At 60.9% G+C, this 21,600-nt stretch carries 18 protein-coding genes; 7 read left to right on the top strand and 11 right to left on the bottom strand.

Annotation, left to right across the window (positions count from 1 at the left end):
* Positions 1-125: 125 nt before the first annotated feature.
* Positions 126-1,355 (bottom strand): class I SAM-dependent rRNA methyltransferase, encoded by a 1,230-nt coding sequence (locus tag ACNQFG_RS09270; RefSeq protein WP_423404684.1) that lies wholly within the window; start codon positions 1,353-1,355, stop codon positions 126-128.
* A gap of 199 nt (positions 1,356-1,554) precedes the next feature.
* Between ACNQFG_RS09270 and ACNQFG_RS09275 the strand changes: the two genes are divergently transcribed.
* On the top strand, positions 1,555-2,058 hold the full coding sequence (locus ACNQFG_RS09275; RefSeq protein ID WP_423404685.1) for a CYTH domain-containing protein: 504 nt from the start codon (positions 1,555-1,557) through the stop codon (positions 2,056-2,058).
* A 43-nt stretch (positions 2,059-2,101) separates the two neighbouring features.
* On the opposite strand, the gene ACNQFG_RS09280 is transcribed toward ACNQFG_RS09275, so the two are convergent.
* The 4 genes from ACNQFG_RS09280 to ACNQFG_RS09295 form a co-directional block, all read right to left on the bottom strand.
* The gene (locus ACNQFG_RS09280) at positions 2,102-3,592 is read right to left on the bottom strand and encodes a DUF1846 domain-containing protein (protein ID WP_423404686.1); all 1,491 of its coding nucleotides are present in this window, start codon (positions 3,590-3,592) and stop codon (positions 2,102-2,104) included.
* Between the two features lie 220 nt (positions 3,593-3,812).
* The gene (locus ACNQFG_RS09285; RefSeq protein WP_423404687.1) at positions 3,813-5,015 is read right to left on the bottom strand and encodes a hypothetical protein; all 1,203 of its coding nucleotides are present in this window, start codon (positions 5,013-5,015) and stop codon (positions 3,813-3,815) included.
* A 3-nt stretch (positions 5,016-5,018) separates the two neighbouring features.
* A complete protein-coding gene (locus tag ACNQFG_RS09290; protein WP_423404688.1) occupies positions 5,019-5,504 on the bottom strand; it encodes an RNA polymerase sigma factor in 486 nt (161 codons plus the stop codon).
* 211 nt (positions 5,505-5,715) lie between these two features.
* On the bottom strand, positions 5,716-6,402 hold the full coding sequence (locus tag ACNQFG_RS09295; RefSeq protein ID WP_302277315.1) for a YoaK family protein: 687 nt from the start codon (positions 6,400-6,402) through the stop codon (positions 5,716-5,718).
* A gap of 219 nt (positions 6,403-6,621) precedes the next feature.
* Here ACNQFG_RS09295 and ACNQFG_RS09300 point away from each other — a divergent pair, with 219 nt between their 5' ends.
* Entirely contained in the window at positions 6,622-7,446 is an 825-nt protein-coding gene (locus tag ACNQFG_RS09300; protein ID WP_423404689.1) for a TrmH family RNA methyltransferase, read from the top strand.
* On the opposite strand, the gene ACNQFG_RS09305 is transcribed toward ACNQFG_RS09300, so the two are convergent.
* From ACNQFG_RS09305 to ACNQFG_RS09315, 3 genes are all read right to left on the bottom strand, one after another.
* Positions 7,373-10,507, bottom strand: a complete 3,135-nt coding sequence (locus tag ACNQFG_RS09305; protein WP_423404690.1) for an EAL domain-containing protein — start codon at positions 10,505-10,507, stop codon at positions 7,373-7,375. The genes ACNQFG_RS09300 and ACNQFG_RS09305 overlap by 74 nt on opposite strands.
* 42 nt (positions 10,508-10,549) lie before the next feature.
* Complete coding sequence (locus tag ACNQFG_RS09310) at positions 10,550-11,977, bottom strand: extracellular solute-binding protein (protein ID WP_423404691.1); 1,428 nt, start codon at positions 11,975-11,977, stop codon at positions 10,550-10,552.
* A 69-nt stretch (positions 11,978-12,046) separates the two neighbouring features.
* A complete protein-coding gene (locus ACNQFG_RS09315; RefSeq protein WP_097792378.1) occupies positions 12,047-12,394 on the bottom strand; it encodes an Hpt domain-containing protein in 348 nt (115 codons plus the stop codon).
* Between the two features lie 252 nt (positions 12,395-12,646).
* Here ACNQFG_RS09315 and ACNQFG_RS09320 point away from each other — a divergent pair, with 252 nt between their 5' ends.
* The 4 genes from ACNQFG_RS09320 to bilS all read left to right on the top strand — a co-directional run bounded on the left by ACNQFG_RS09320 (position 12,647) and on the right by bilS (position 16,749).
* On the top strand, positions 12,647-14,584 hold the full coding sequence (locus ACNQFG_RS09320; protein WP_423404692.1) for a diguanylate cyclase: 1,938 nt from the start codon (positions 12,647-12,649) through the stop codon (positions 14,582-14,584).
* Between the two features lie 116 nt (positions 14,585-14,700).
* On the top strand, positions 14,701-15,111 hold the full coding sequence (bilQ, locus tag ACNQFG_RS09325; RefSeq protein WP_097792376.1) for a bilirubin utilization transcriptional regulator BilQ: 411 nt from the start codon (positions 14,701-14,703) through the stop codon (positions 15,109-15,111).
* A 2-nt stretch (positions 15,112-15,113) separates the two neighbouring features.
* Positions 15,114-16,229: a bilirubin reductase gene (gene bilR, locus ACNQFG_RS09330; protein WP_097792375.1), complete on the top strand. Its 1,116-nt coding sequence runs from the start codon at positions 15,114-15,116 to the stop codon at positions 16,227-16,229.
* Between the two features lie 28 nt (positions 16,230-16,257).
* A complete protein-coding gene (bilS, locus tag ACNQFG_RS09335) occupies positions 16,258-16,749 on the top strand; it encodes a flavodoxin family protein BilS (RefSeq protein WP_423404693.1) in 492 nt (163 codons plus the stop codon).
* A gap of 78 nt (positions 16,750-16,827) precedes the next feature.
* Here bilS and ACNQFG_RS09340 read toward each other — a convergent pair whose 3' ends face one another.
* Genes ACNQFG_RS09340 through ACNQFG_RS09350 form a run of 3 tightly spaced genes read right to left on the bottom strand, consistent with a single transcriptional unit; the run spans position 16,828 to position 20,439 of the window.
* Positions 16,828-18,744 (bottom strand): PTS fructose transporter subunit IIABC, encoded by a 1,917-nt coding sequence (locus tag ACNQFG_RS09340; RefSeq protein WP_423404694.1) that lies wholly within the window; start codon positions 18,742-18,744, stop codon positions 16,828-16,830.
* 37 nt (positions 18,745-18,781) lie between these two features.
* A complete protein-coding gene (gene pfkB / locus ACNQFG_RS09345) occupies positions 18,782-19,687 on the bottom strand; it encodes a 1-phosphofructokinase (RefSeq protein ID WP_423404695.1) in 906 nt (301 codons plus the stop codon).
* Positions 19,684-20,439: a DeoR/GlpR family DNA-binding transcription regulator gene (locus tag ACNQFG_RS09350; protein WP_423404696.1), complete on the bottom strand. Its 756-nt coding sequence runs from the start codon at positions 20,437-20,439 to the stop codon at positions 19,684-19,686. The genes pfkB and ACNQFG_RS09350 overlap by 4 nt, the downstream gene beginning before the upstream one ends.
* Before the next feature lie 356 nt (positions 20,440-20,795).
* Between ACNQFG_RS09350 and ACNQFG_RS09355 the strand changes: the two genes are divergently transcribed.
* On the top strand, positions 20,796-21,566 hold the full coding sequence (locus ACNQFG_RS09355) for an HAD family hydrolase (RefSeq protein ID WP_423404697.1): 771 nt from the start codon (positions 20,796-20,798) through the stop codon (positions 21,564-21,566).
* The last annotated feature ends 34 nt before the right edge of the window (positions 21,567-21,600 follow it).

Below are 21,600 nucleotides of genomic sequence, written 5' to 3' on the forward strand. Positions count from 1 at the left end.
ACAGCGCCGTTGCTGTCTATGGTTTGATTATAGCCTTTGCCGGGCAAAAAGGCAATTGACAAATCTGACGATTCTGTACAAACACGCTCTCGTTTTTTTGGAGATTTGCGCGCTTGGTATGACTTTTAGATGACCTGGAACAGGAAAAACTTCAGGTAGTTCGTCTCCGGGACGCCCCAGAGGATGGGGTGGTCGGGGGCCTGCTGGCGGACTTCGATCTGCCGCAGCTGACGGTGGGCGTCTTTTGCCGCCGCCTTGAGCATCTTGATGAACAGCTCCTCGGTGGCAAAGTGGGAGCAGCTGGCAGTTGCCAGATAGCCGCCGCGGGGCAGCAGCTTCATGGCACGGTAGTTGATCTCCTTGTAACCGCGCATGGCGTTCTCCACAGTGCGGCGCGCCTTGGTAAAGGCCGGCGGGTCCAGAATGATAAAATCGTAGGGGTGTCCCTCTCTTTCCAAGCGGGGCAGCAGCTCAAAGGTGTCCTCGCAGAGGAAGTCCATGTTGTCGAGGCCGTTGCGTTGGGCATTGCGCTGCGCCATGGCAATGGCCTCGGCGCTGATGTCGGCGGCGGTCACACGGGCAGCGCCGCCCGCAGCGGCGTTCAGTGCAAAGCTGCCGGTGTGGGTAAAGCAGTCCAGCACGGTGTGGCCTGCAGCAAGGCGTGCCACCGCCCGGCGATTATACTTCTGATCAAGGAAGAAGCCGGTCTTCTGGCCGTTCTCGAAATCTACATGATAGTAAACTCCGTTCTCGCAGATCTCGGTCTGGGTGCTTGCCGGGTGAGTCTCACCGGGCAGCTCAAACCAGCCTTTGTTCTGCTCAAGACCTTCCTTTGCGCGCAGAGCCTCATCGTTGCGCTCGTAGATGCCGTCGATGGTCTGGCCGTCGGCGCGCAGGACTTCTGCCAGAATGGGGAAGAGGACGGGCTTGAGCTTTTCCATGCCCACGCTCAAGGTCTGCGTGACGAGGATGTTGCTGAACCGGTCCACAGTCAGCCCGGGGAACTGGTCGGCTTCGCCAAAAATGACGCGGCAGGCGGAAAGGTCGGCGGGCTCCAGCACGGTTTTGCGGTAGTTCCATGCATATTCCACCCGGCGGCGCCAGAACGCAGCATCAAAGGTGTCGTTGGCATTACGGGAGATCAGCCGCACGCGGATCTTGCTCTTGAGCGAGACAAAGCCGGTGCCAAGGTAGGAACCCTTGGTGCTGACCACATCGGCCAGCGTGCCGTTTTCCGGCTCATTTTCCGGGGAATGGAGGATGTCGTTCTCATACACCCAGGGGTGCCCGCCCACCAGCAGGCCCTCGGCGTGTTTGTTGACTTTGTAGATGGGATAGTTGCGGGTCGATTTCATAGAAACTCCTTGTGTTTGAGATACGACAGGCTGAGCGGGGCGGCTGTATTGCAGAGGTGCGCTCTCCGCCGCACGAGGAAAATGCTCCCGGCGATGCGGCCCGCTTTCAGCGCTGTATTTTTTGATTCAGATCCTCTTTATAATATCATAAAACCGTGTTAGAATAAATACAAAATCCAACAGAAATGAGGGCAAAGCAATGGAGATCGAACGCAAATGGATGGTGAAGGGCTGGCCGGAGGGAGCGGGTTTCCCGGAGATGCCGCTGCAGGAGGAATTTGCCATGCGGCAGGGCTATATCAGTGTGCGGCCCACTGTGCGCATCCGGGAAGAAGCCCTCACCGGCGGCAGAACGGACTACATCCTCTGCTTCAAATCCGGGGGCGGCCTTGCCCGTGAGGAGATCGAGCGCAGCATCGACAAAGCGTTGTTTGACGATTTAGAGACGAAGATCATCGGCAGGCCGCTCATCCCGAAACTTCGCCGCAGCTATCTGCTGCCGGACGGGCTGGTGCTGGAAGTGAACCATGTGGACGAAGGCCAGCCCACCGAGTTCTGGTATGCCGAGGTGGAGTACGATTCGGTCGAACAGGCGCGCGGGTGGGACCCGGCGTCCTGCGGTCTGGCGGACTACCTGAACGACGATGTCACCGACCAGCCCGGCCAGAGCATGGGCGAATACTGGGTGCAGACCCGCCTGTGAATGCAAAAAGAGAACCGCCGCGGCAGTTCTCTTTTTGTTGCGCTTATTTCTTGTGGTACTTGCGGTCCTCTTCCTCGTAGGCGGGTTCGCAGGTCAGGTAGATGCCCAGCTTCTTCACGGTGTCGTCGTCCACGCTGGACAGGATGACCGTGGAGTGCATGTCGCAGCCCTTCAGCTTGGAGAGCTGGTGCAGGGCCATCGCAGCGGTGGGGTTGGTGGCAGCGGAGCTTGACAGTGCGATCAGGATCTCGTCGGTGTGCAGGCGGGGATTCTTGCCGCCCAGATAGTTGGTCTTGAGGGTCTGGATGGGCTCGATGGCGGCCGCAGAGACGAGGTCCATTTCCTGGTCGATGCCGGCCAGCTTCTTCAGCGCATTGAGCAGCGCCGAGGCGGCTGCACCCAGCAGCGGACCGGTCTTGCCGGTAACAACGGTGCCGTCCGGCAGCTCAATGGCGGCGGCCGGTGCCCCGCCAGTCTTCTCCGAGACGGCGTGAGCGGCCTGCTCCACGGGGCGGCTGCCCAGCGTAAGGCCTGCCTGATTCATCAGCAGTTCCAGCTTGTAGACCTCGCTCTGGACCTGTGCGCCGTTCTTGAGCGCACACAGAGACTTGAAGTAGCGGCGCAGGATCTCCTTGCGGGAGGCTTCGCGGCAGACCGCATCGTCCACGATGCAGTTGCCTGCCATGTTCACGCCCATGTCCGTGGGGGACTTATACGGGCTTTTGCCGGCGATCAGCTCAAACATGGCGTTCACCACCGGGAAGATCTCAATATCGCGGTTGTAGTTGACGGTGGTCACGCCGTAGGCTTCCAGATGGAACGGGTCGATCATGTTCACATCGTTCAGGTCGGCTGTAGCGGCCTCGTAGGCCAGATTCACCGGGTGCTTGAGGGGAATGTTCCAGATGGGGAAGGTCTCGAACTTGGCGTAACCGGCCTTCACGCCGCGCTTGTACTCATGGTACAGCTGGGAAAGGCAGGTGGCCATTTTGCCGCTTCCGGGGCCGGGGGCCGTGATGACCACCAGTGGGCGCTGGGTCTCGATGTAATCGTTCTTGCCGTAGCCCTCGTCGCTGACGATGCGGGCCACATCGTTGGGATAGCCGGGAATTTTGTAGTGGCGGAAGGTGCGGATGCCCAGACTGTTCAGCCGCTTTTCAAAGGCCTCCACCTCCGGTGCAGCGGCGTACTTGGTCACGCACACGCTGCCCACATACAGGCCTACTTCCTGGAAGGCATCGATCAGGCGCAGCACATCCAGATCGTAGGTGATGCCGTAGTCGCCGCGGATCTTGTTGCTGATGATGTCCTCGGCGCTGATAACGATGACCACCTCGGCCTGATCCTTCAGCTGCAGCAGCATCTGCAGCTTGGAATCGGGCTGGAAGCCCGGCAGTACGCGGGACGCGTGGTAATCATCGAACAGCTTGCCGCCGAATTCCAGATAGAGCTTGTTGTCGAACTGTGCGATCCGCTCGCGGATGTGCTCGGACTGCATCTGCAGGTATTTGTCGTTGTCAAATCCTTTTTTCATTCGTTGCTCCTATTCCTCGAAGAAAACCCGCAGCGGCAGCCAACACCGTTCCGGCCGCCGGGGCGTTTTTAACACATGGAATCAGTATACCATATCAAGCCCGGCAGCGCAATGAAAAAATCCCTGTCAAACCGCGTTTCGCTGCAAAAATTCCCGCACCGCCTGCCCGGAGGGAAGGGCAGCAGTGCGGGAGGTGCATCATTTCAGGGAGGAAGGGTGCTTACAGCGTCAACTGAAGGGCCTGCATGGAGGCGGTATCGGGGTCGAACAGGCCGTTCAGCGGGCCGTCCTTCTGGCTGGCGTGAATCTGCGCCACATTGCGGGAAACGGCGGCCACGGCATTCTGCTGGACTTCGGTGCACTGGACCAGCGCGCAGCCGTCGAACTGGCAGTGCTTCGCAATCTCATCCGGCAGAAGGGCCGGGTCGAGCCGGACCATGGCGCAGTCCACACAGGCGATGCCCTCCGGGTACTGTGCCAGCAAATCGGGAGTCAGGGTCAGCTTGGGCAGGCCGCTGAACAGGTGGCCGGACAGGACCCGCAGCTTGTCGTATGCGAGGTCGGGGATGGCACAGAACGTCTCTTCGGCTTCCTGCGGCAGGGTCACGGTGCCGCTGGCGTGGAAGAATTCCAGCTTGCCCAAAGCCGCGATGCAGTCGGCGGAGACGGTCACGTCGCCCAGCACGTAGAGCTTAGTACCATACCGGCGCAGGGCCGCAGCGGTCAGGTCGAGGTCGTCATCCACCACGGCGGTGCCGTCGGGCAGGATGACCAGCTCGGTATCCTCGGTGAAGAGCGGGGCCAGCGTCTCGGCCAGCGATTCGGCCAACACCGCCTTGGGCGCGGCGAAGCGGCAGCCCTTTGCAGCCAGCGCGGCGGCATCCAGCTTCGGGTCCACGGCGACGAAGAGCCGCTCGTTCCAGTACAGCCGCTCCTGTGCCCGCAGCAGGAAGGCACGGTCCAGCTTGACGGAACGGCCGCTCAGCACCACGGCCTCGTCCGGGTAGATCACCAGCTTGCCATTGACGGTGGCCGCCTCGGTGAACAGCGCCGCGAGCGAGGCCGGGCAGGTCGCTTTTCCGTTCACGACCAGCGCTTCGTACTGGCGCAGGGTCTCGGCGGCGTCGGGCAGGACGGTGACTTTGCCGTTGATGACGAGCACCTGCTTTGCCTCCGGCTTGGAGGCGGCGCTCAGGGTGGTCTTGCCGTTGGTCACGCTGGCGCGGATGTCCGCGTCGTCCGGCAGATTTTTGCACAGCACGGTGTTCAGCTTGACGTTATACTGGCTCAGCAGGGCCTGGGCGCGGGGGTTGGTCAGGGTGATGACCGCGTTCAGCGAAATGTGCTCGTAGGCAGAAAGCGTCTCTTCGGTCAGGCGGCGCAGGTCGAGCACGATGGCGTTGGCATTCAGTTTCTTTTTCATGGTTCAATCCTCCGTAAGGTTCGTTTTCAGCAGATGGCGTGTCTGGGAAAGGCGGCGGCGGACGGTTCCGGGCGGCAGCTCGAACAAGCGGCTCAGCTCGGCGGACGTATAGCCCTCGTCGTAGCGCAGGGTGAAGAGCAGGCGGTCCAGTTCGGAGAGTTGATCCAGCAGGGTGCCCAGTTCCACCGAGCCGAGAGCAGACGCGGCCGTCTCATCGGCGGAGTCGTCACCGTCCGGCGGCAGCAGGGAGGTGAGCAGGGCTTCTTCCTTGGCCGCCCGGCGGACCTGGTCGCAGTAGAGGTTCCGCGCTGCGGCAAACAGCCAGGCCTTGCACTGGCGCTCGGTGAACGCATCGATTAAGGTGCGGTTCTGCAGCGCCCGCAGAAAGACTTCCTGGGTCAGGTCCTCGGCGCGGGCTTCGTCCCGGCAGAGCTTGTAGCAGAAATGTTCCAGCCGGTCCCAGAAGGTCTCGTACAGCAGCTCCCACATGGGGCTTCCTCCTTTCTTGCATCGTTCTGCCTGTTAGACGAACGGCAGGGGCAAAGTGTTCGGAAAAAAGAAAAAGAGATTGCGGAACTCCCCCAGTCACCTGACGGTGACAGCCCCCTCGGAGAGGGGGCCTAAAGCCTCCCTCATTGAGGGAGGTGACATCGCGCAAGCGATGACGGAAGGAGTTCAGCAATCTCTCGATGATTTAATTTCAATGCTTGGCTTCCAATTTTTCAATGTCCTCTTCCAGCTCCTCGATGTCTTCCTTGAGGAACATCAGGCAGAAGCTCACGGCCAGCAGAAGGCAGGAGAACCAGATCGCCTTTGCGCCGCAGAACCCCAGCGCCACGCTGCCCAGACCCGCGCCCAGCGCGAACAGGAGGATGATGGCGAAATAGTGGAAGGCCTTGCTCCGGGCGGCGCGGTTGCCCGCCACGAGCCAGCTGCACAGCGAATCCATGCCGCTGCGCAAGTTGCCGATGCACATGGTGCTGGCAAATGCATAGCCGTTCACCTTGCGGAACGCCTGCACCTGCATTGCGCAGGCAAACGAGACCAGCGCGTTGGCCACCAGATTCCACTCCTGCGGGAAGAAGCCGACCACGAACAGCATCACGATCTCGCACAGCACCACCAGCTGCCGCCAGTGAAGCCGCTGCATCTGCTGGAATTTCTGGCGCAGCAGTTCCGCCGTGAACACGCCCAGCGCAAAGAAGCACAGCGGCACCAGATAGTGCAGCACTGCACTCCAGTCGCCCTCGACCAGCTTCACGCTGCACAGCACGATGTTGCCGGTCTGTGCATTTGCAAACACCTTACCGCGATATAAATAGGTATAAACGTCCTGCAGGCCGCCGGAGACCGATAGGAACATGGCGGTGCAGAACGCTTCGGACATCTGCCCATTGTGGGACAATTTTCGACTGATGGACACGGAATGGTTCCCCCTCTTCACAAGTTCCTGTCTATGATAGCGCATTTTGGAGGATTTGTCAAAATTTTGGCGGCATTTTTGGCGGATTCGACCATGTAAAACGAACATGGCAACCATGTTTTGCAAAGGAACGCCGATTGTGCTACAATAAGACTGATTCTGGAACCAAAAGGAGAAATTCTCATGCCGAACATCGTCGAGATCACCGATTTCCATGCGCCGGAGCTGGACCCCTACGCCCGCCTGACGCAGAACCAGCTGCGCTGCCGGCTGGAACCCGAAAAAGGCATCTTCATCGCCGAGAGCCCCAAGGTGATCTCCCGCGCACTGGACGCCGGGTATGAGCCGGTCTCGCTGCTGATGGAGCGCAGGCAGATCACCGGCCCGGCGGCGGAGATCCTGACCCGTTGCGGTGATGCCCCGGTGTACACGGCGGACCGGGAGCTGCTGGCCGGGCTCACCGGGTTTGAGCTGACGCGGGGTGTGCTGTGCGCCTTCCGCCGCCCGGCCCCCCGCAGCGCCGAGGAGCTGTGCAAAGCGGCCCGCCGCGTCGCGGTGTTGGAAGGCATTGTGGACTCCACCAATGTGGGAGCGATCTTCCGCAGCGCCGCTGCACTGAACATGGATGCCGTGCTCGTTACTCCTTCCTGCTGCGACCCGCTGTGCCGCCGTGCCGTGCGTGTAAGCATGGGCACCGTGTTTCAGGTGCCCTGGGCCCAGCTGGGCGAGACGCCCGCCGACTGGCCCGGACAGGGGCTAGCCCGCCTCCGCGCCATGGGCTTCAAAACGGCAGCCATGGCTCTGAGTGACCGCTCGGTCCCCATCGACGACGAAGCGCTGGCCGCAGAGCCGAAGCTCGCCATCGTGCTGGGCACAGAGGGTGACGGCCTTGCCCACAGCACCATTGCCGCCTGTGACTACACCGTAAAAATCCCTATGTCCCACGGCGTGGATTCCCTGAACGTTGCCGCTGCCAGCGCTGTTGCTTTCTGGCAGCTGGGTCGATAACAAAAAAGAAACGGCCGAAAGGCCGTTTCTTTTTGCACTTAGCCGACATCCGAATGCGCGGCGCTGGTAGCGCGGATGACATCCAGCGCTTCGGATGCGATGGGGAGGGCACGGCTGCCGGGCGGCTGAGGTAGTAGCCCTGCAGCGCATCCGCGCCCAGCTCGATGACCTTGCGCAGCTGGATCTCTTCCTCGATGCCCTCGGCGAGGATCTGCATACTGCGGGCGTGGGCGTAGGCCACGATATTCGAGACGATCTGCTGCTTGTCGAGATCCTTCTCGATGCCGCGGATGATGGAGATGTCGATCTTGATGTACTGGGGCGACAGCTCCAGCAGATTGAGCTCGTTGCTGTAGCCGGTGCCGTAGTCATCCAGCGCGAAGGCACCGGAGAAGCCCGGAATGTTCCGCTTCCGCTCCAGACATGCGCGGTCCAGGTCTTCCTGTTCGGTGATCTCCACGACGAGCTGTTTGAGCAGGTCGGGGTAGCGGCGGTGATATTCCTGGATGTCCGCATCGTTCAGGTCCACATTGGCGATGGAGTTGACGAAGAGCAGGGCGTCCTTCTGGATGAGGCCCCGGCTCTGCAGCTTCTCGAATGCCTCGCTGGAATGGAACATGGTGATCCGCTCGATGTCGTACAGGCGGTCCAGCTCGTGGGCCAGCGCCATCACCTGCGAAGGCGAGGTGAGGGTGGGCGTGTTCACTCGCATCAGCGCCTCGTAGGCCACCACCTGTCCGGTCTGTGCGCTGAAGATGGGCTGGAAGTAGTAGTACACCTGCTCTTCCCGCAGCAATTGCAGGAACTCGCGCTGGGTCTGGGCGGCATACTCCTCGCGGTGGTAGACGCCGATGTCAAAATCGCCCACCTGCCCCTTGCGGGACTGCTTGACCTGATACATGGCGAAGTCGGCGTATTTTTTCAGGGTCTTCAGGTCTTTGCCGTCCTCCGGGTACCAGGCCACGCCGCCGGAGATGCTGATGTTCAGCGTTTTGCCGTTGGGCAGAGTGGAGCAGCTGGCCCGCAGGGCGGCGCTCAGCTTGTCCAGCTCGGCGCGGATGGCGTCCTGTGTATCGTATCCATAGAACAGCAGCAGGAACTCGTCGCCGGACAGGCGGGAGCAGACGGTGTTCTTTGGGGTGTTGGCGGCGAAGCACTGGCCGGTCTGGTGGATGTACTGGTCGCCCCAGTCGTGGCCGTAGGTGTCGTTGATCTCCTTGAGGTTGTCCAGATCCATCATCAGCAGAGCCGAGCAGTGCAGCTGGGTCGGGTGGGCAAAGAGGTCGGCGCAGACCCGGTTGAACGCCTGACGGTTGTACAGCCCGGTGAGGAAATCGTAGTCGCGCTCCCGCTCAATGCGCTGCTGCTCCAGCGTGGAGTTGGTCACGTCTTCGAGCAGGCCCACCTCCGAGGCGGTCTCGCCGCAGATGCGGGTCACACGGAGGATCACATACCGCACCCCGTCCTCTTTCTGGACGAGGAAGATGGAGTTGCCTGCATCCGTGGTGCGGTAGAGGCTGGAATGCGCGATCCGGGAGAGGGCGTTGCGGAAGCTGCGGGGCGTGAGCGGCTCCGGGGTGGCCAGCCCCAGCATCTGGAAGAAGTTGTCGGTGGCAAAGACACTGTCGTTGCGCAGCTCGTAGCCGCCCAGCTCCACCGTGGCCATCTCCATGATCCGCAGAAAGCGGGTGGAGGAGGCCAGCACATCCTCCGAAAGGTGGGTGATGGCTGAGGCAAACTGGTCTACTTCCATGATGCCGGTAGTGGGCAGCTGCGGCATGGCCACGGCGTTTTCCTGTGCTTTGGCCACGGCAGCGGAGAGCTGATGGACGGGCTTGGACATCCGCTCACTGACCAGAAAGCTCGCCAGAAAGCCTGCGATGAGGGTGAGCAGCACGGTAAGGAAGAGCAGCTGCTGCACCCGGTTGGAGAAGGCCGAGAGGTTGGCCGTGGGCACCATGCCCACCAGATACCAGTGATCCCCGGAGAAGGGGGCGTTCCGGTTGTAGAGATTCAGCGGCATCACGGAGGCTGTGTAGGGCACATGGTCCTGCACCAGACGGAAGCAGCCGATGCCGCGCCGGGATGCCGCAACGGTGGTGCCGCTGGCAAACGCCGAACTGCCGCTGCACAGGACCGGTGCAAGATCCAGCGAGAGGGTGTCCAGGTTCAAAGGCGCATTGGAGCAGGCCAGCAGATAGAGGCCGGAGCCGTCGCCCTGCAGTTCGGCGCAGGGCAGATTCTCGGCGAGGTAGCTGGTCAGAAGCTCCACGCCGATGACGCCGTAGACGGTGCCGTCCGGCAGGATGAGGGGCTGGCTGTAATAAATGGCCTGCCGGTCGTCACCTTTCAGAGCATAGGGGGTGATGGTCCAGTGGCCGTAATCAGCCGGGCTCAGCTGGGCACCATCGTCATAGGCCGCCTGGAACGGCGCATAGAGATAGCCTCTGGCTTTTGCCCGATAGGTGAGGGCGGGGGACCAGCTCTTGTCGGTGGCGATGCTCTGCTCCTGCACCAGCTGGGCCGGTGCCCGCTCGAACAGCAGGTCGGAATTGTTATCGGAGGGCGAGGCGTCGGGGTCCAGATCCCGCAGATAGATGGAGGGCAGGCGCTTGCCAGCGGAGCGCTCGTTCAGGTCGTGGGTGTTCAGCACCAGAAAGATGCCGGTCACCGGTCTGCTGCGCAGAGCGGCGATGAGCTTTGGGGTGGCCGCTTCCAGCAGGGGGTAGGCGGTGATGCTGCCGCTGTCCAGCGTGGCAAGGTCGATGCTGCCGCTGTCCAGCAGCTCCTGCGTCAGGGCGTTGATCTCACTTTCCAGAGTGGAAAGCTCCTGCGCATCGTTCAGGATGGTCTGGATGTATCGGCTGCGGTTCTCCACCTGCATGGCGAGGATGTCCTCCGCGTTCTGGTCCAGCTGGGGGCCGACCCGCATCACATAGATGGACGCGACGAGCAGTGCGACCTCCACCAGCAGCACACTGACCATCGCCTTGAAGATGGTGCCGAAAATGGAGCGCTCTGCGCGGGTCCCGGACGGTTTGTGCCGGGTGAAGTGGTTCATGGGCCGGTGCTCCTTTCAAAAAGGGTTGGGGGCGGCAGATGGTCAGCCGGCGTAGGCTTCCAGCGCGGCCTTCGTGGATTCGTACCACTGGTCAAAGTATTCGTCGGTCAAAAACTCGGCTTCGGCTTCTTCGGGCGTCTGCCCGGCGGCGAGCCGCTCTTTCACGATGGCCCGGTCGGCCTCCGCCGCATCGGTCATGGCATTTTGCAGGGTGAAGCGGGCCGTGGAACCCTCCGGGAAGGCGTGGGTCGTGTACAGGGCGTCATGCTCCACGGCATCCAGCGAGAGGTCTAGCACCTGGGTGATGAGGTCGGCCAGCTCCAGTCCGCTGGCCTGAATGGCGTCCGGGCTTGCGGCGGCGTGGGTCACGGGCAGATAGCCGGAGTTCACGGAGAACGCGATGTTGTTTTCCGGCTGGGTGAACCACTTCAGAAATTCAACGCAGGCCCGGATCTGGGCGTCGGTGCCTTTGGCCACGATCATGCCGGCACCCTGCTGGGCGGCGACCGGGGCGCAGCCTGCAAAGGATGGGCAGGGCAGGATGGCCGGTTCGATGGCGTGGCTCTCGGTGTCGTTGGTCATCACCTGGGTGGGGAAGAAGGGGCTGCTGGCCGACGAGCCGACGTAGGCCAGCAGATTGCCGGTCTTCACGTCGTCGCTGCGGAACTTGCCGCTGGCACCGAACCAGCCCTTGATGTAGGGCACATAGAAGTTATCCCACAGTTTGCGGATGACGTCTTTGTCAAAATGCAGGGTCATGACGCCGTTCTCGGCATCAAAGATGGTCAGGCCCATCTCCTGCGCACCGCACAGCAGGTAGTTGGCCAGCGCATCGCGGCCGAAGAAAGCCTTGCCGTCGTTGGGGGTGCTGGTCATGGCATCCGTCCAGTCGTAGTATTGGCGGGCCACCTCCACGACGCCTTCCATAGTGGCCAGGTCGTCGTAGGTCACACCGGTGGCCGCAGCAAAGGGGGCCCAGTCGGTGGCGTTCAGGTAGAGCAGCTCGGTGGATTTTGCCACCGGGAACACCTTCAGTTCCCCGTTGTTCATCAGGTCGCCCTCGGCCAGAAAACCGTCCACATAGGCGGCCTTCTCCTTTGCGGTCAGATAGGGGGCCAGGTCCACGACCTCGCCCAGCAGGTCGAGGTCATAGGCCATGTCGGCATAGCCGGAGTAGAGGTTGGGCAGGGCCGCAGCGCCCACCTTGCCCTGCGCAGCGGCCAGAACGCTCGCTTCCAGGTCGGTCACGCTGCCCTGATTGAAGCTCTCGACCACGATGTTCTTCTCTTTGCCGACGGTGGCGTTGAACTGGTTCACCAGAGCGTTGAAGCTGCTCAGCAGGTCGCCGCTGTAATAGTTCCACACCGTGATGGTGGTGGGTGCCTTGGCACTGCCGCCGCAGCCCACACAGCCCAGCAGCAGCGCAGCGCTCAGCACCAGACTGACGAGCGGACGAAAACGAGATCGCATGATGTCTCCTTCCCCAAAACGAGCCGGTCTGAAAATGGAGCCCCGGCTCCCCGCGGCTCCATCCGGCACTCAATCGAGGGCGTTGAGGGCCTCGATGGTCTTGTGATATTCCTTCTCTACAAGGGCATACTGCTCGGCGGCACCGTCAAAGCTCCCCGCGCGGAGGATCTCCGTCAGGGCCACTGCAGAGGGCATGAGGTTGCTGAAGCCGAGGTTGAGGCAGACCCCTTTCAGGGTGTGCGCCGCAAGAAACGCATCCTTGACGTCCTGCCGGGCCATGGCATCGGTCAGCTGCTGAAAACTGGTGTCCTGCAAAAACATCCGGGCAAAGCGCCGGATCATATCGGGTTTATAAAAGCGCCGGAGCACGTCCTGATAATTTGCGCCCATGGCCGTGTAGCATTCTTCGATCGTCATGTGGGGGACCCCTTCCTGTCAAATGGCTTGTGATAGATAAAATTATTATAACACCTTTTGTTTCACAGGGCTACCATTTGTGCCGAAAAAGTTCAGATTTTGGCAAAACGGCGGGGCAGCATTCTGTTTTGCAGAAAAGTTTTGGAAAATCCCTTCCATTTGGGCTGAATACCGTCTATAATAGGAAAGAAAAGCGCCTTTTCTGTTCCAACATTCGGAGAGGTGCGCAGAAAGGCGTAGGAAACGGCGAAGATGAAAACAATGCAGGAAGTGCAGACGCTCATCAGCGATCTGCAGCAGTTCTATACGGATGTGCGTCTGCTGGACGCAGCCGCCATTGAGCGGATCGAAGAGGGTGTGCGCTCAAACCCCAAGGCGGAAGACCTGTGCTATGCCTGCCGCCACAGGAGCCGCCGCTGCCACCACTGCGCGGTGAAGAGTGCGTTCGAGAACCATGACCAGCGCACCAAGCTGGAATATTTCTCGCCGGACATCGTGCAGGTGTCGGCCCAATATATGGAGGTGGACGGAGCTCCCTATGTGCTGGAACTGCTGCAGCGGATGCAAAGCGATACCATCGTCGAACCCGATGACACCGAGGCACTGTTCAGCGCACTCTCCGGCTACAATACCAAGCTGTACCACGACCCTCTGACCGACATGTACAACCGCCGCTATTACGAGGAGATCGTCCGCGGCATGAAAGGCCCCATCGGCGTGGCGCTGATGGACCTGGACGACTTCAAGGTCTACAACGATACCTACGGCCACCACGCGGGCGATATGGCCCTGAAGACCGCCGCCACCATCGTGCGCGGCTGCATCCGCCAGACCGATGCGCTGGTGCGCTTCGGCGGCGACGAGTTTCTGCTCATCCTGCCTGGCATCCCGGAGGATTACTTCAAAATCAAACTGGAGGGGATCTGCGAAAAGATCCATGACGCCATCGTGCCCGGCTACAGCCACATGCGGCTTTCGACCAGCATCGGCGGGCTGATCCAGATGCCAAGCGACAGCATGGACGCCGTGGTCCGGCAGGCCGACCGGCTGATGTATCAGGCCAAGGTCCGGAAGAACTGCGTCGTCGTCTCCGGCGAGATGCTTCAGGAGGATGCGCCGGGCCGCCGGGAGGAAAAGCCGCAGATCCTCATCGTGGACGATTCCGAGATGAACCGCGCCATCCTGTCGGAGATCCTGTGCGGGGATTACCGCATCCTCGAAGCTGCGGACGGCGAGGAGTGCCTGAAAAAGATGCAGCAGTACATGGGCGATATCGCGTTGGTGCTGCTGGACCTTATGATGCCCAAGATGAACGGGTTTGAGGTGCTGGACTTCATGAACCGCAACCACGCCATCGAGGATCTGCCGGTCATCATGATCTCCGGCGAGGACAGCGAGGCTTCCGTCCGCCGCGCCTATGAAATGGGTGTTTCGGATTACGTGGCCCGCCCGTTCGACGCCCGCGTCGTCTACCGCCGGGTGTTCAACACCATCAAGCTCTATGCCAAGCAGCGGCGGCTGGTCAGCCTGCTGTCCGAACAGATCCGCGCGCGGGAGAGGAACACCTCCATGCTGGTGGGGGTGCTGAGCCAGCTGGTGGAGTTCCGCAACAGCGAGAGCGGGCTGCACGTCCAGCACATCCACCGCCTCACCGAGCGGGTGCTCGCAAAACTGCTCGAACGCCCCAACATCTACCACATCACCTCCGAGATGCAGGAGAACATCCCGCTGGCCTCGGCCCTGCACGACATCGGCAAGATCGCCATCGACGAAAAGATCCTGAACAAGCCCGGCCGCCTGACCCCGGAGGAGTTCGAGGTTATCAAGACCCATACCACCATCGGTGCGGATATGCTGAGCAAGCTGGACAACTTCTGCGTGGAGCCGCTGCTCCAGACGGCCTACAGCATCGCCCGCTGGCACCACGAGCGGTGGGACGGCGGCGGCTACCCAGACAGGCTCAAGGGCGACGAGATCCCCATTGCAGCACAGGTGGTGGCACTGGCCGATGTGTACGACGCACTGACCAGTGACCGCTGCTATAAAAAAGCCTACCCGCACGAACAGGCGGTGGAGATGATCCTGAACGGTGAGTGCGGCGCGTTCAACCCCATGCTTCTGGAATGCTTTGTCGAGATCAAAGACGACCTCAAGCGGGAGCTGGAAGAAGAGCGCCGTAACAAAGCCTGACAACAGCCCGAAAAAACTTCGCGTACAGATGCGGAGTTTTTTCTTTGCAAAAATACTTGACTTTGTCAAGTGAACGTGCTATACTCAGGCCGTTGAGAACGAAAGGAGCGGATTACATGGAACCGGCTACGGTATCCTCCTGCATTCTGACACTGCACAGGAGATTTGCCGCCTACACCACCCAGCGGCTGCAGGAGCTGGGCCTGAGCTTCGGGATGATGTACTTTATCATCTATGTGGGCAAGCACCCCGGCTGCACCCCCTCGGAGCTGACGCAGAGACTGCATCTGGACTGGGGCCACTCCCAGCGTAGCCTCACCAAGCTGGCCGAGGATGGATTTCTCACCAAAGAAAAGAGCGGCCGCAGCTACCATCTGGAACTGACCGAAAAGGGCCGGACGGCTTTTGCGGCCTGCCACCGGGTGTTTTATGGCTGGGACGCCCGGAACCTGACCGGCCTGACCGCCGATGAGCAGCGCCAGCTGCTGGATCTGCTGCAAAAAGCAGCACAGAAAGGAAGCATGTGATCATGTACGAGACCATCCTGAGCCCTGTGAACTATGGGGGCCTGCAGCTGAAGAACCGCATCATTTTTGCGCCCACTACCTTCGGCCTGCCGGACGAAGAATACCTTGCCGAGATCCGGCGGCTGGCCGAGGGCGGCTGCGCGATGCTCATCATCGGGGATGTGCCGGTGGGGAAGAGCAAGTTCGAAAAATCCCTCTTCGATGCAAAGGGGTTCGCGTTTTATCAGCAGATCGTGGAGATCGCCCACAAGGCGGATTGCAAGGTCTGCGCCCAGCTGCACCAGAGCGACTCCAACATGCTGGCGATGCTCAAATACATCCCCGCCGTGCTGGCCAAAAAGCTCACCCCGGACCAGCTGCGCGAAAAGCTGAACGCCGAAGTGGAGCCTTACATCACCAAAATGCCGAAGCGGAAGATCGAGGCCATCCTCGCAGGCTTCGGCAAGGCGGCGGTGCTGGCAAAACAGGCCGGGTTCGACATGGTGCAGGTGCACGGCGACCGGATGTGCGGCAGCTTCAGCTCGTCCATTTTCAATCACCGCACCGATGAATACGGCGGCAGCGCCGAGAACCGCGCCCGCTTTGCCGTGGAAGCGGTCAAGGCCGTCCACGCTGCCGTGCCGGAATTTCCCATTGACTACAAGCTGGCCGTCCGGCAGGAAGACCCCCACTACGGCAACGCAGGCGTTCTGGTGGAAGAACTGCCCGTCTTTGTGCCGCTACTGGAACAGGCGGGCGTGACCAGCTTCCATGTCACGCTGGCCAACCACTCGGCACTGGAAAACACCATCCCGCCCGCCAGCCACCCTGCCTTCGGCCAGCCGGGCTGCTTCCTCAAGTTCTGCGATGCCGTGCGGCAGTACACCCGCCTGCCCCTCTGCGGCGTGGGCGGCCTGAACGACCCCGATTTCGTGGAGCAGCAGCTTGCCTCCGGGCGTATCCAGTGCGCCGCCATGAGCCGCCAGCTTCTGGCCGACCCGGAGTGGGTGAACAAACTGCAAAAGGGGCAGGCAAAAACGATCCACCGCTGCGTCCGCTGCAACAAAAAGTGCCTCGGCGGCCTGATGGCGCACCAGGGCACCCGCTGCATCTACGACGCACGGCGGGAAGAAAAATAAACACACACCGATGAAAAAGGAGAATCGTATGAGCTACGCGATCGTCTACAGCAGCCAGACCGGCAACACAAAGCAGCTGGCAGAGACCCTTCGGGAAACGCTGCCGCAGGAAGGCTGCCGCTACTTCGGCACACCGGCAGAAGCCGCAGCGGAGGCCGACACCCTGTATGTGGGCTTCTGGACCGACCGGGGCCATGCAGATGCAGGCTGCAACGCCTTTTTGAAAACGCTGCGCGGCAAAAAGGTCTTTCTGTTCGGCACAGCAGGCTTCGGCGGCAGCGCGGAGTATTTTGCAACGATCCTGAACGCCGTGCAGGCGGAGCTGGACCCCAGCAATACCGTTGTGGGAACCTATATGTGTCAGGGCCGGATGCCCCAGTCGGTGCGGCAGCGGTACGAAGCGATGAAGCAGCAGCCGAACCCGGCCTCCAATCTGGACATGCTGATCGAAAACTTTGACCGTGCATTGGCCCATCCGGATGCCGGAGACCTCGAACGCCTGAAGCAGGCAGTGCAATAAAACGTAAAAACGGCTGGCCCTCCTGGAGTACGGAGGGCCAGCCGTTTTGCTTATGGATTCAATAAAACCGGAAGGGAGTTACTCGGTGCGGGTCTTCTTGAGCAGGCTCAGGATCACAGCACCCACGATGCTGCCAGCGGCCAGTGCCACCACATACATCAGGGCGTGGTCCACGACTGGGAACACGAAGATGCCGCCGTGCGGTGCACGCAGAGCGCAGCCGAAGGTCATGGAGAGCGCACCGGCCACCGCTGCACCGGCCACGCAGCTGGGCAGGACGCGCAGCGGATCTGCTGCTGCATAAGGGATCGCACCCTCGGTGACGAAGCACAGGCCCATGACGTAGTTCACGATACCGTTGCGGCGCTCGTCGGCAGTCCACTTCTTGGGGCAGAAGGTGGTGGACAGGGCGATGGCGATGGGAGGGACCATGCCGCCCACCATGACAGCGGCCATCACCTCATAGTTGCCGGAGGCAAGGGCTGCCGTGCCAAAGACGTAAGCTGCTTTGTTGAACGGGCCGCCCATATCAATGCTCATCATACCGGCCACGATGGCACCCAGCAGCACCTTGGAGGTGCCGCCCATGGCGTTCAGGCAATCGGTCATGGCAGTGTTGATCATGCCCATGACCGGGTTGATGCCGCACATCACCGCGCCGAGGATGAGCATACCGCCCAGCGGGTAGATGAGCATGGGACGGATGCCATTCAGGCTGGCAGGCAGCTTTTCGGTGATCTTTTTCAGGAACTCGACCACATAACCGGCCACGAAACCGGCCAGCAGTGCAGCAAGGAAGCCGCCGGAAACACCGGTGGTCTCACCCGCTGCAATGCCTGCAAAGTTGGTGCCGTTCATGGCCAGCACACCGCCCACAAAACCGACCGCCAGACCCGGACGGTCCGCGATGGACATGGCAATGAAGGCAGACAGGATAGGCAGCATGTAACCGAAGGCTGCGCTGCCCACCGTCTTAAAGAAGGCAGCGACCGGGGTGTTCATGCCAAAGTTGGAGGGATCGATGGTGTAATCGTCCAGCAGGAACGCCAGTGCGATCATGATGCCGCCGCCCACCACGAAGGGCAGCATGTGGGAGACACCGTTCATCAGGTTCTTGTACACGGTGTGAGCCGCGCTGTCGGAGGCACCGGGCGCATCGCCCGCGGCCTTGTCCTTGCTGTGGTAGATGGGCACCTCGCCGTGCACGATCTTCTTGATGAGCTCCTCCGGCTTGTGGATGCCATCGTCCACCCGGGTGAACAGCACCGGCTTGCCGTCGAAGCGGGCGGTCTCCACCTTCTTTTCTGCTGCCACGATGATGCCGTCGCAGGCCGCGATCTCCTCGCGGGTCAGGATGTTCTTGGCACCGTCGGAACCGTTGGTCTCGACCTTCACGGGCAGCTCCAGCTTGGTGCCCGCCTTGGTCAGGGCTTCCGCTGCCATATAGGTGTGGGCGATGCCGTTGGGGCAGGCCGTTACAGCCAGCACTCGGAAGCCGTCCTGCGGGATGGACTGGTCGGTGAAGCTTTCGTTGCCGAACTGTGCTTCCTCCTGCTTGTCGATGGCGTCCAAAAATGCCTGCGGCGTTTTGGCAGTGCGCAGCTGCTCCACGAACTCCTCGTTCATCAGCATCTGCATCATACGGGCCAGCATGTCCACATGCAGGCTGCCGTTTTCCGGAGCCGCAATGGCAAACAGCAGGTCGGTGGTACCGTCGTCCTCGGCATTGTACTGCACAGGGCTGCTCAGCCGCAGCGCCGCCAGACTGGGCCGGGTGACTACATTGGCCTTGGCGTGGGGCACCGTGATGCCGTTGTCCACATAGGTGGAGCCTTCTTCTTCGCGGGCGTAGAGTGCCTTTTTATAGGCCTCTTTATCCAGGATGTTGTTGTGGGTGGACTGCAGCTCCACGACCTTGTCGATGATCTCATCCTGATTGGATGCTGCAACATCCAGCGCAATGGCATTCAGGGAGAAAAGCGAGGTGATACGCATAGGGGATTCTCCTTTCCTTCGTTCAAAGCGTCACAGCTCAGAGCGCTGCGAGCAGTGCGTCGATCTCCGATTTTTTGGCAAGACCCAGACTGAATGCGGTGGCACTGCCGCAGGCGGTGCCCAGACGGAGGGCGTCGTCATAGCGGCCGGTCTGCAAATATCCGGCCACAAAGCCGGCCACCATGCTGTCGCCTGCGCCCACGCTGTTTACGACCTTGCCCTTGGGGCAGCCGATGCGGTGCACGGCACCGGTCTCGTCCACCAGCAAAGCACCATCGCCCGCCATACTCACCAGAACGTTCCGGGCACCCTGCGTTTGCAGGGCGCGGGCGGCGGCGGTGATCTCCTCGTCGCCGGTCAGGACTCTGCCCACGATCTCGCCCAGCTCGTGGTTATTGGGCTTGATGAGGAAAGGGTGGTACTGCAGCACGTTCACCAGCAGGTCGCGGGTGGCATCCACCACAGCACGCACGCCCCTGCCCTGCAGTCGGGCCAGCAGCCGCTCGTAGGTATCCTGCGGCATACTGGACGGAATGCTGCCTGCGAGGATAAGCACATCGCTTTCGGTCAGCGCATCGAGCTTTTCTTCCAGCGCGTGCAGGGCCGAAGCCGGGATGGCGGGGCCCGCGCCGTTCAGCTCGGTCTCCTGCCCTGCCTTGATTTTGACATTGATGCGGGTCATGCCCTGTTCCAGATGAATGAAGTCGGTGCGCAGGCCCTGCGCGGCCAGACCGCGTTCCAGCCATGCGCCGGTCTCACCGGCCACAAAGCCCAGCGCCACGCTCTCGCAGCCCAGCTGTGCCAGCACACCGGACACATTGATGCCCTTGCCGCCCAGCACGCAGTCCTCGCCTTTGGCGCGGTTCACCTCGCCTACTTCCAGAGCCTTGTCCAGGCGGACGACATAGTCAATGGCCGGGTTGAATGTTACGGTATAAATCATACTTCCGTCTCCTTTACCAGCGTGAATTGTTTGTATTTGGGGTTGGGGCAGCGGTTGGTGAGAATGGCACCGCCCTGCAGGTCGGTGATGACGGCGGGGTAGACCTTGGTGAACTTCGAGTCATCCACGAGGAACCAGGCCTCCCGCGCCCGGTGGATGGCAGCCGCCTTCACAGCGGCTTCCTCGGGGTCCGGCGTGGTAAAACCGGCATCCAGCGCCACACCGTTGGCACCCATGAACGCCTTGGTGAAGTTGTACTGCTGGATGGCGCTGAGCGCCGCCGCCCCGATGATGGCCTCGGTCTGGGGCCGCAGCAGTCCTCCGGGCAGATACACCCGGCAGCCCTTTCGGGCCAGTGCCCGGGCATGGGCCACGCCGTTGGTCACATAGCAGGCATGCAGGGCCGGGCCGGTCAGCGCCCGCGCCACCGCCAGTGTAGTGGAACCGGCATCCAGAAAGATGAAATCCTCCGGCTCGATCAGGGCCGCAGCGGCCCGCGCGATGCTGTGCTTCTGCTCCACAGCCAGCTCTTCTTTGGCGGCCATGGTGGGTTCGTCGGTGCGGAAGGGGCTGTCCGGCAGGGTGGCACCGCCGTGCACCTTGTTCAGCTTGCCCAGCCGGTCCAGTTCGGTCAGGTCGCGCCGGATGGTGGATTCGCTGGTGTTCAGCGCCTCGCACAGTTCCTGCACCGTGGCCGTCCGCTGGCGGGCCAGCAGATCCAGGATGAGGGCGAAGCGTTCTTCTGCCAACATGGGAATCTTCACTCCTTTTGGTGGATTGTGATTTTATTTGAAGCTTTCTGCGTTTCTCTGCCCCTATTATAGCAAAAAATACGTCAAAATCAATCACGAAATGCCAAAAAGAATCAACAAAAATAAACGGAAAAATTTGAGCATCTCGCACAAGAAGTGGGATACATGAAACGATTTTGCAGAAAAATGGAGCCGTTCTTCACGCAAAATGCGCAAAGTGGCTGCTTGCTTGTGACGGATTTTGACGGAATTGTGGTTTCTGGATCTGAAGGAAAAAGAATCTTTGGCAGTTGAGTTGCGTGTGGTATAATAAAGGTGTTCTATATCTACATCTGTGCAAAAAGAGGAGCGATACGATGAAGCCCAAGATCATCTTTTTTGACATTGACGGCACTCTGGTGCCCCTGAAAGAGAGCATCCGCCCCAGAACGGTGGAAGCTCTGCAAAAACTGCGGCAGAACGGCATCCGGATCTGCATCGCCACAGGCCGTGCCCCCATGGAGGTGCCGAAGTTCGAAGGGGTGACCTTTGATGCGCTCCTGACCTACAACGGCTCGTACTGTTTTACGCAGGAGCGCGATATTTTCAAGAACCTCATCCCGAAGGGGGACATTGCGACCCTTCGCCGGAACGCGGCTGCACTGGGGCGGCCCCTTGCACTGGCCACGGACAGGCGTCTGGTGGCCAACGGCACCGAACCAGACCTCGAAGAATATTTTGCCATCGGTGGCGTGAAGCTGGTCGTGGCCGACGACTTTGACGAAGTGGCACAGGGCGAAGTGTTTCAGGTGCTGATGGGCGGCCGGGAGGAAGAGTATCTCGCCATCCTGAAAGACGTCACCCATGCCAAGATCGCCGCCTGGTGGGACCGCGCAGTGGACATCATCCCGGCCAACGGCGGCAAGGGCATCGCGGTGGAAAAGGTGCTGGAATTTTACGGCATCGACAAGGCCGACAGCATGGCGTTTGGCGACGGCAACAACGACATTGAGATGTTCGGGGCCGTCGGCACCGGTGTCGCCATGGCCAACGCCTCCGACCGGCTGAAAGCCGTTGCCGCAGATACCTGCCGTGACGTAAAAGAGGACGGCGTCTACTGGTACTGTCTGGAACACAACTTGTTCTGAATAAAAACAGAGGTGCTGCATCGCAGCACCTCCG

Origin of the sequence: Faecalibacterium prausnitzii (assembly GCF_049532945.1) — a bacterium.
GTDB classification, from domain to species: Bacteria; Bacillota; Clostridia; order Oscillospirales; family Ruminococcaceae; genus Faecalibacterium; species Faecalibacterium prausnitzii_N.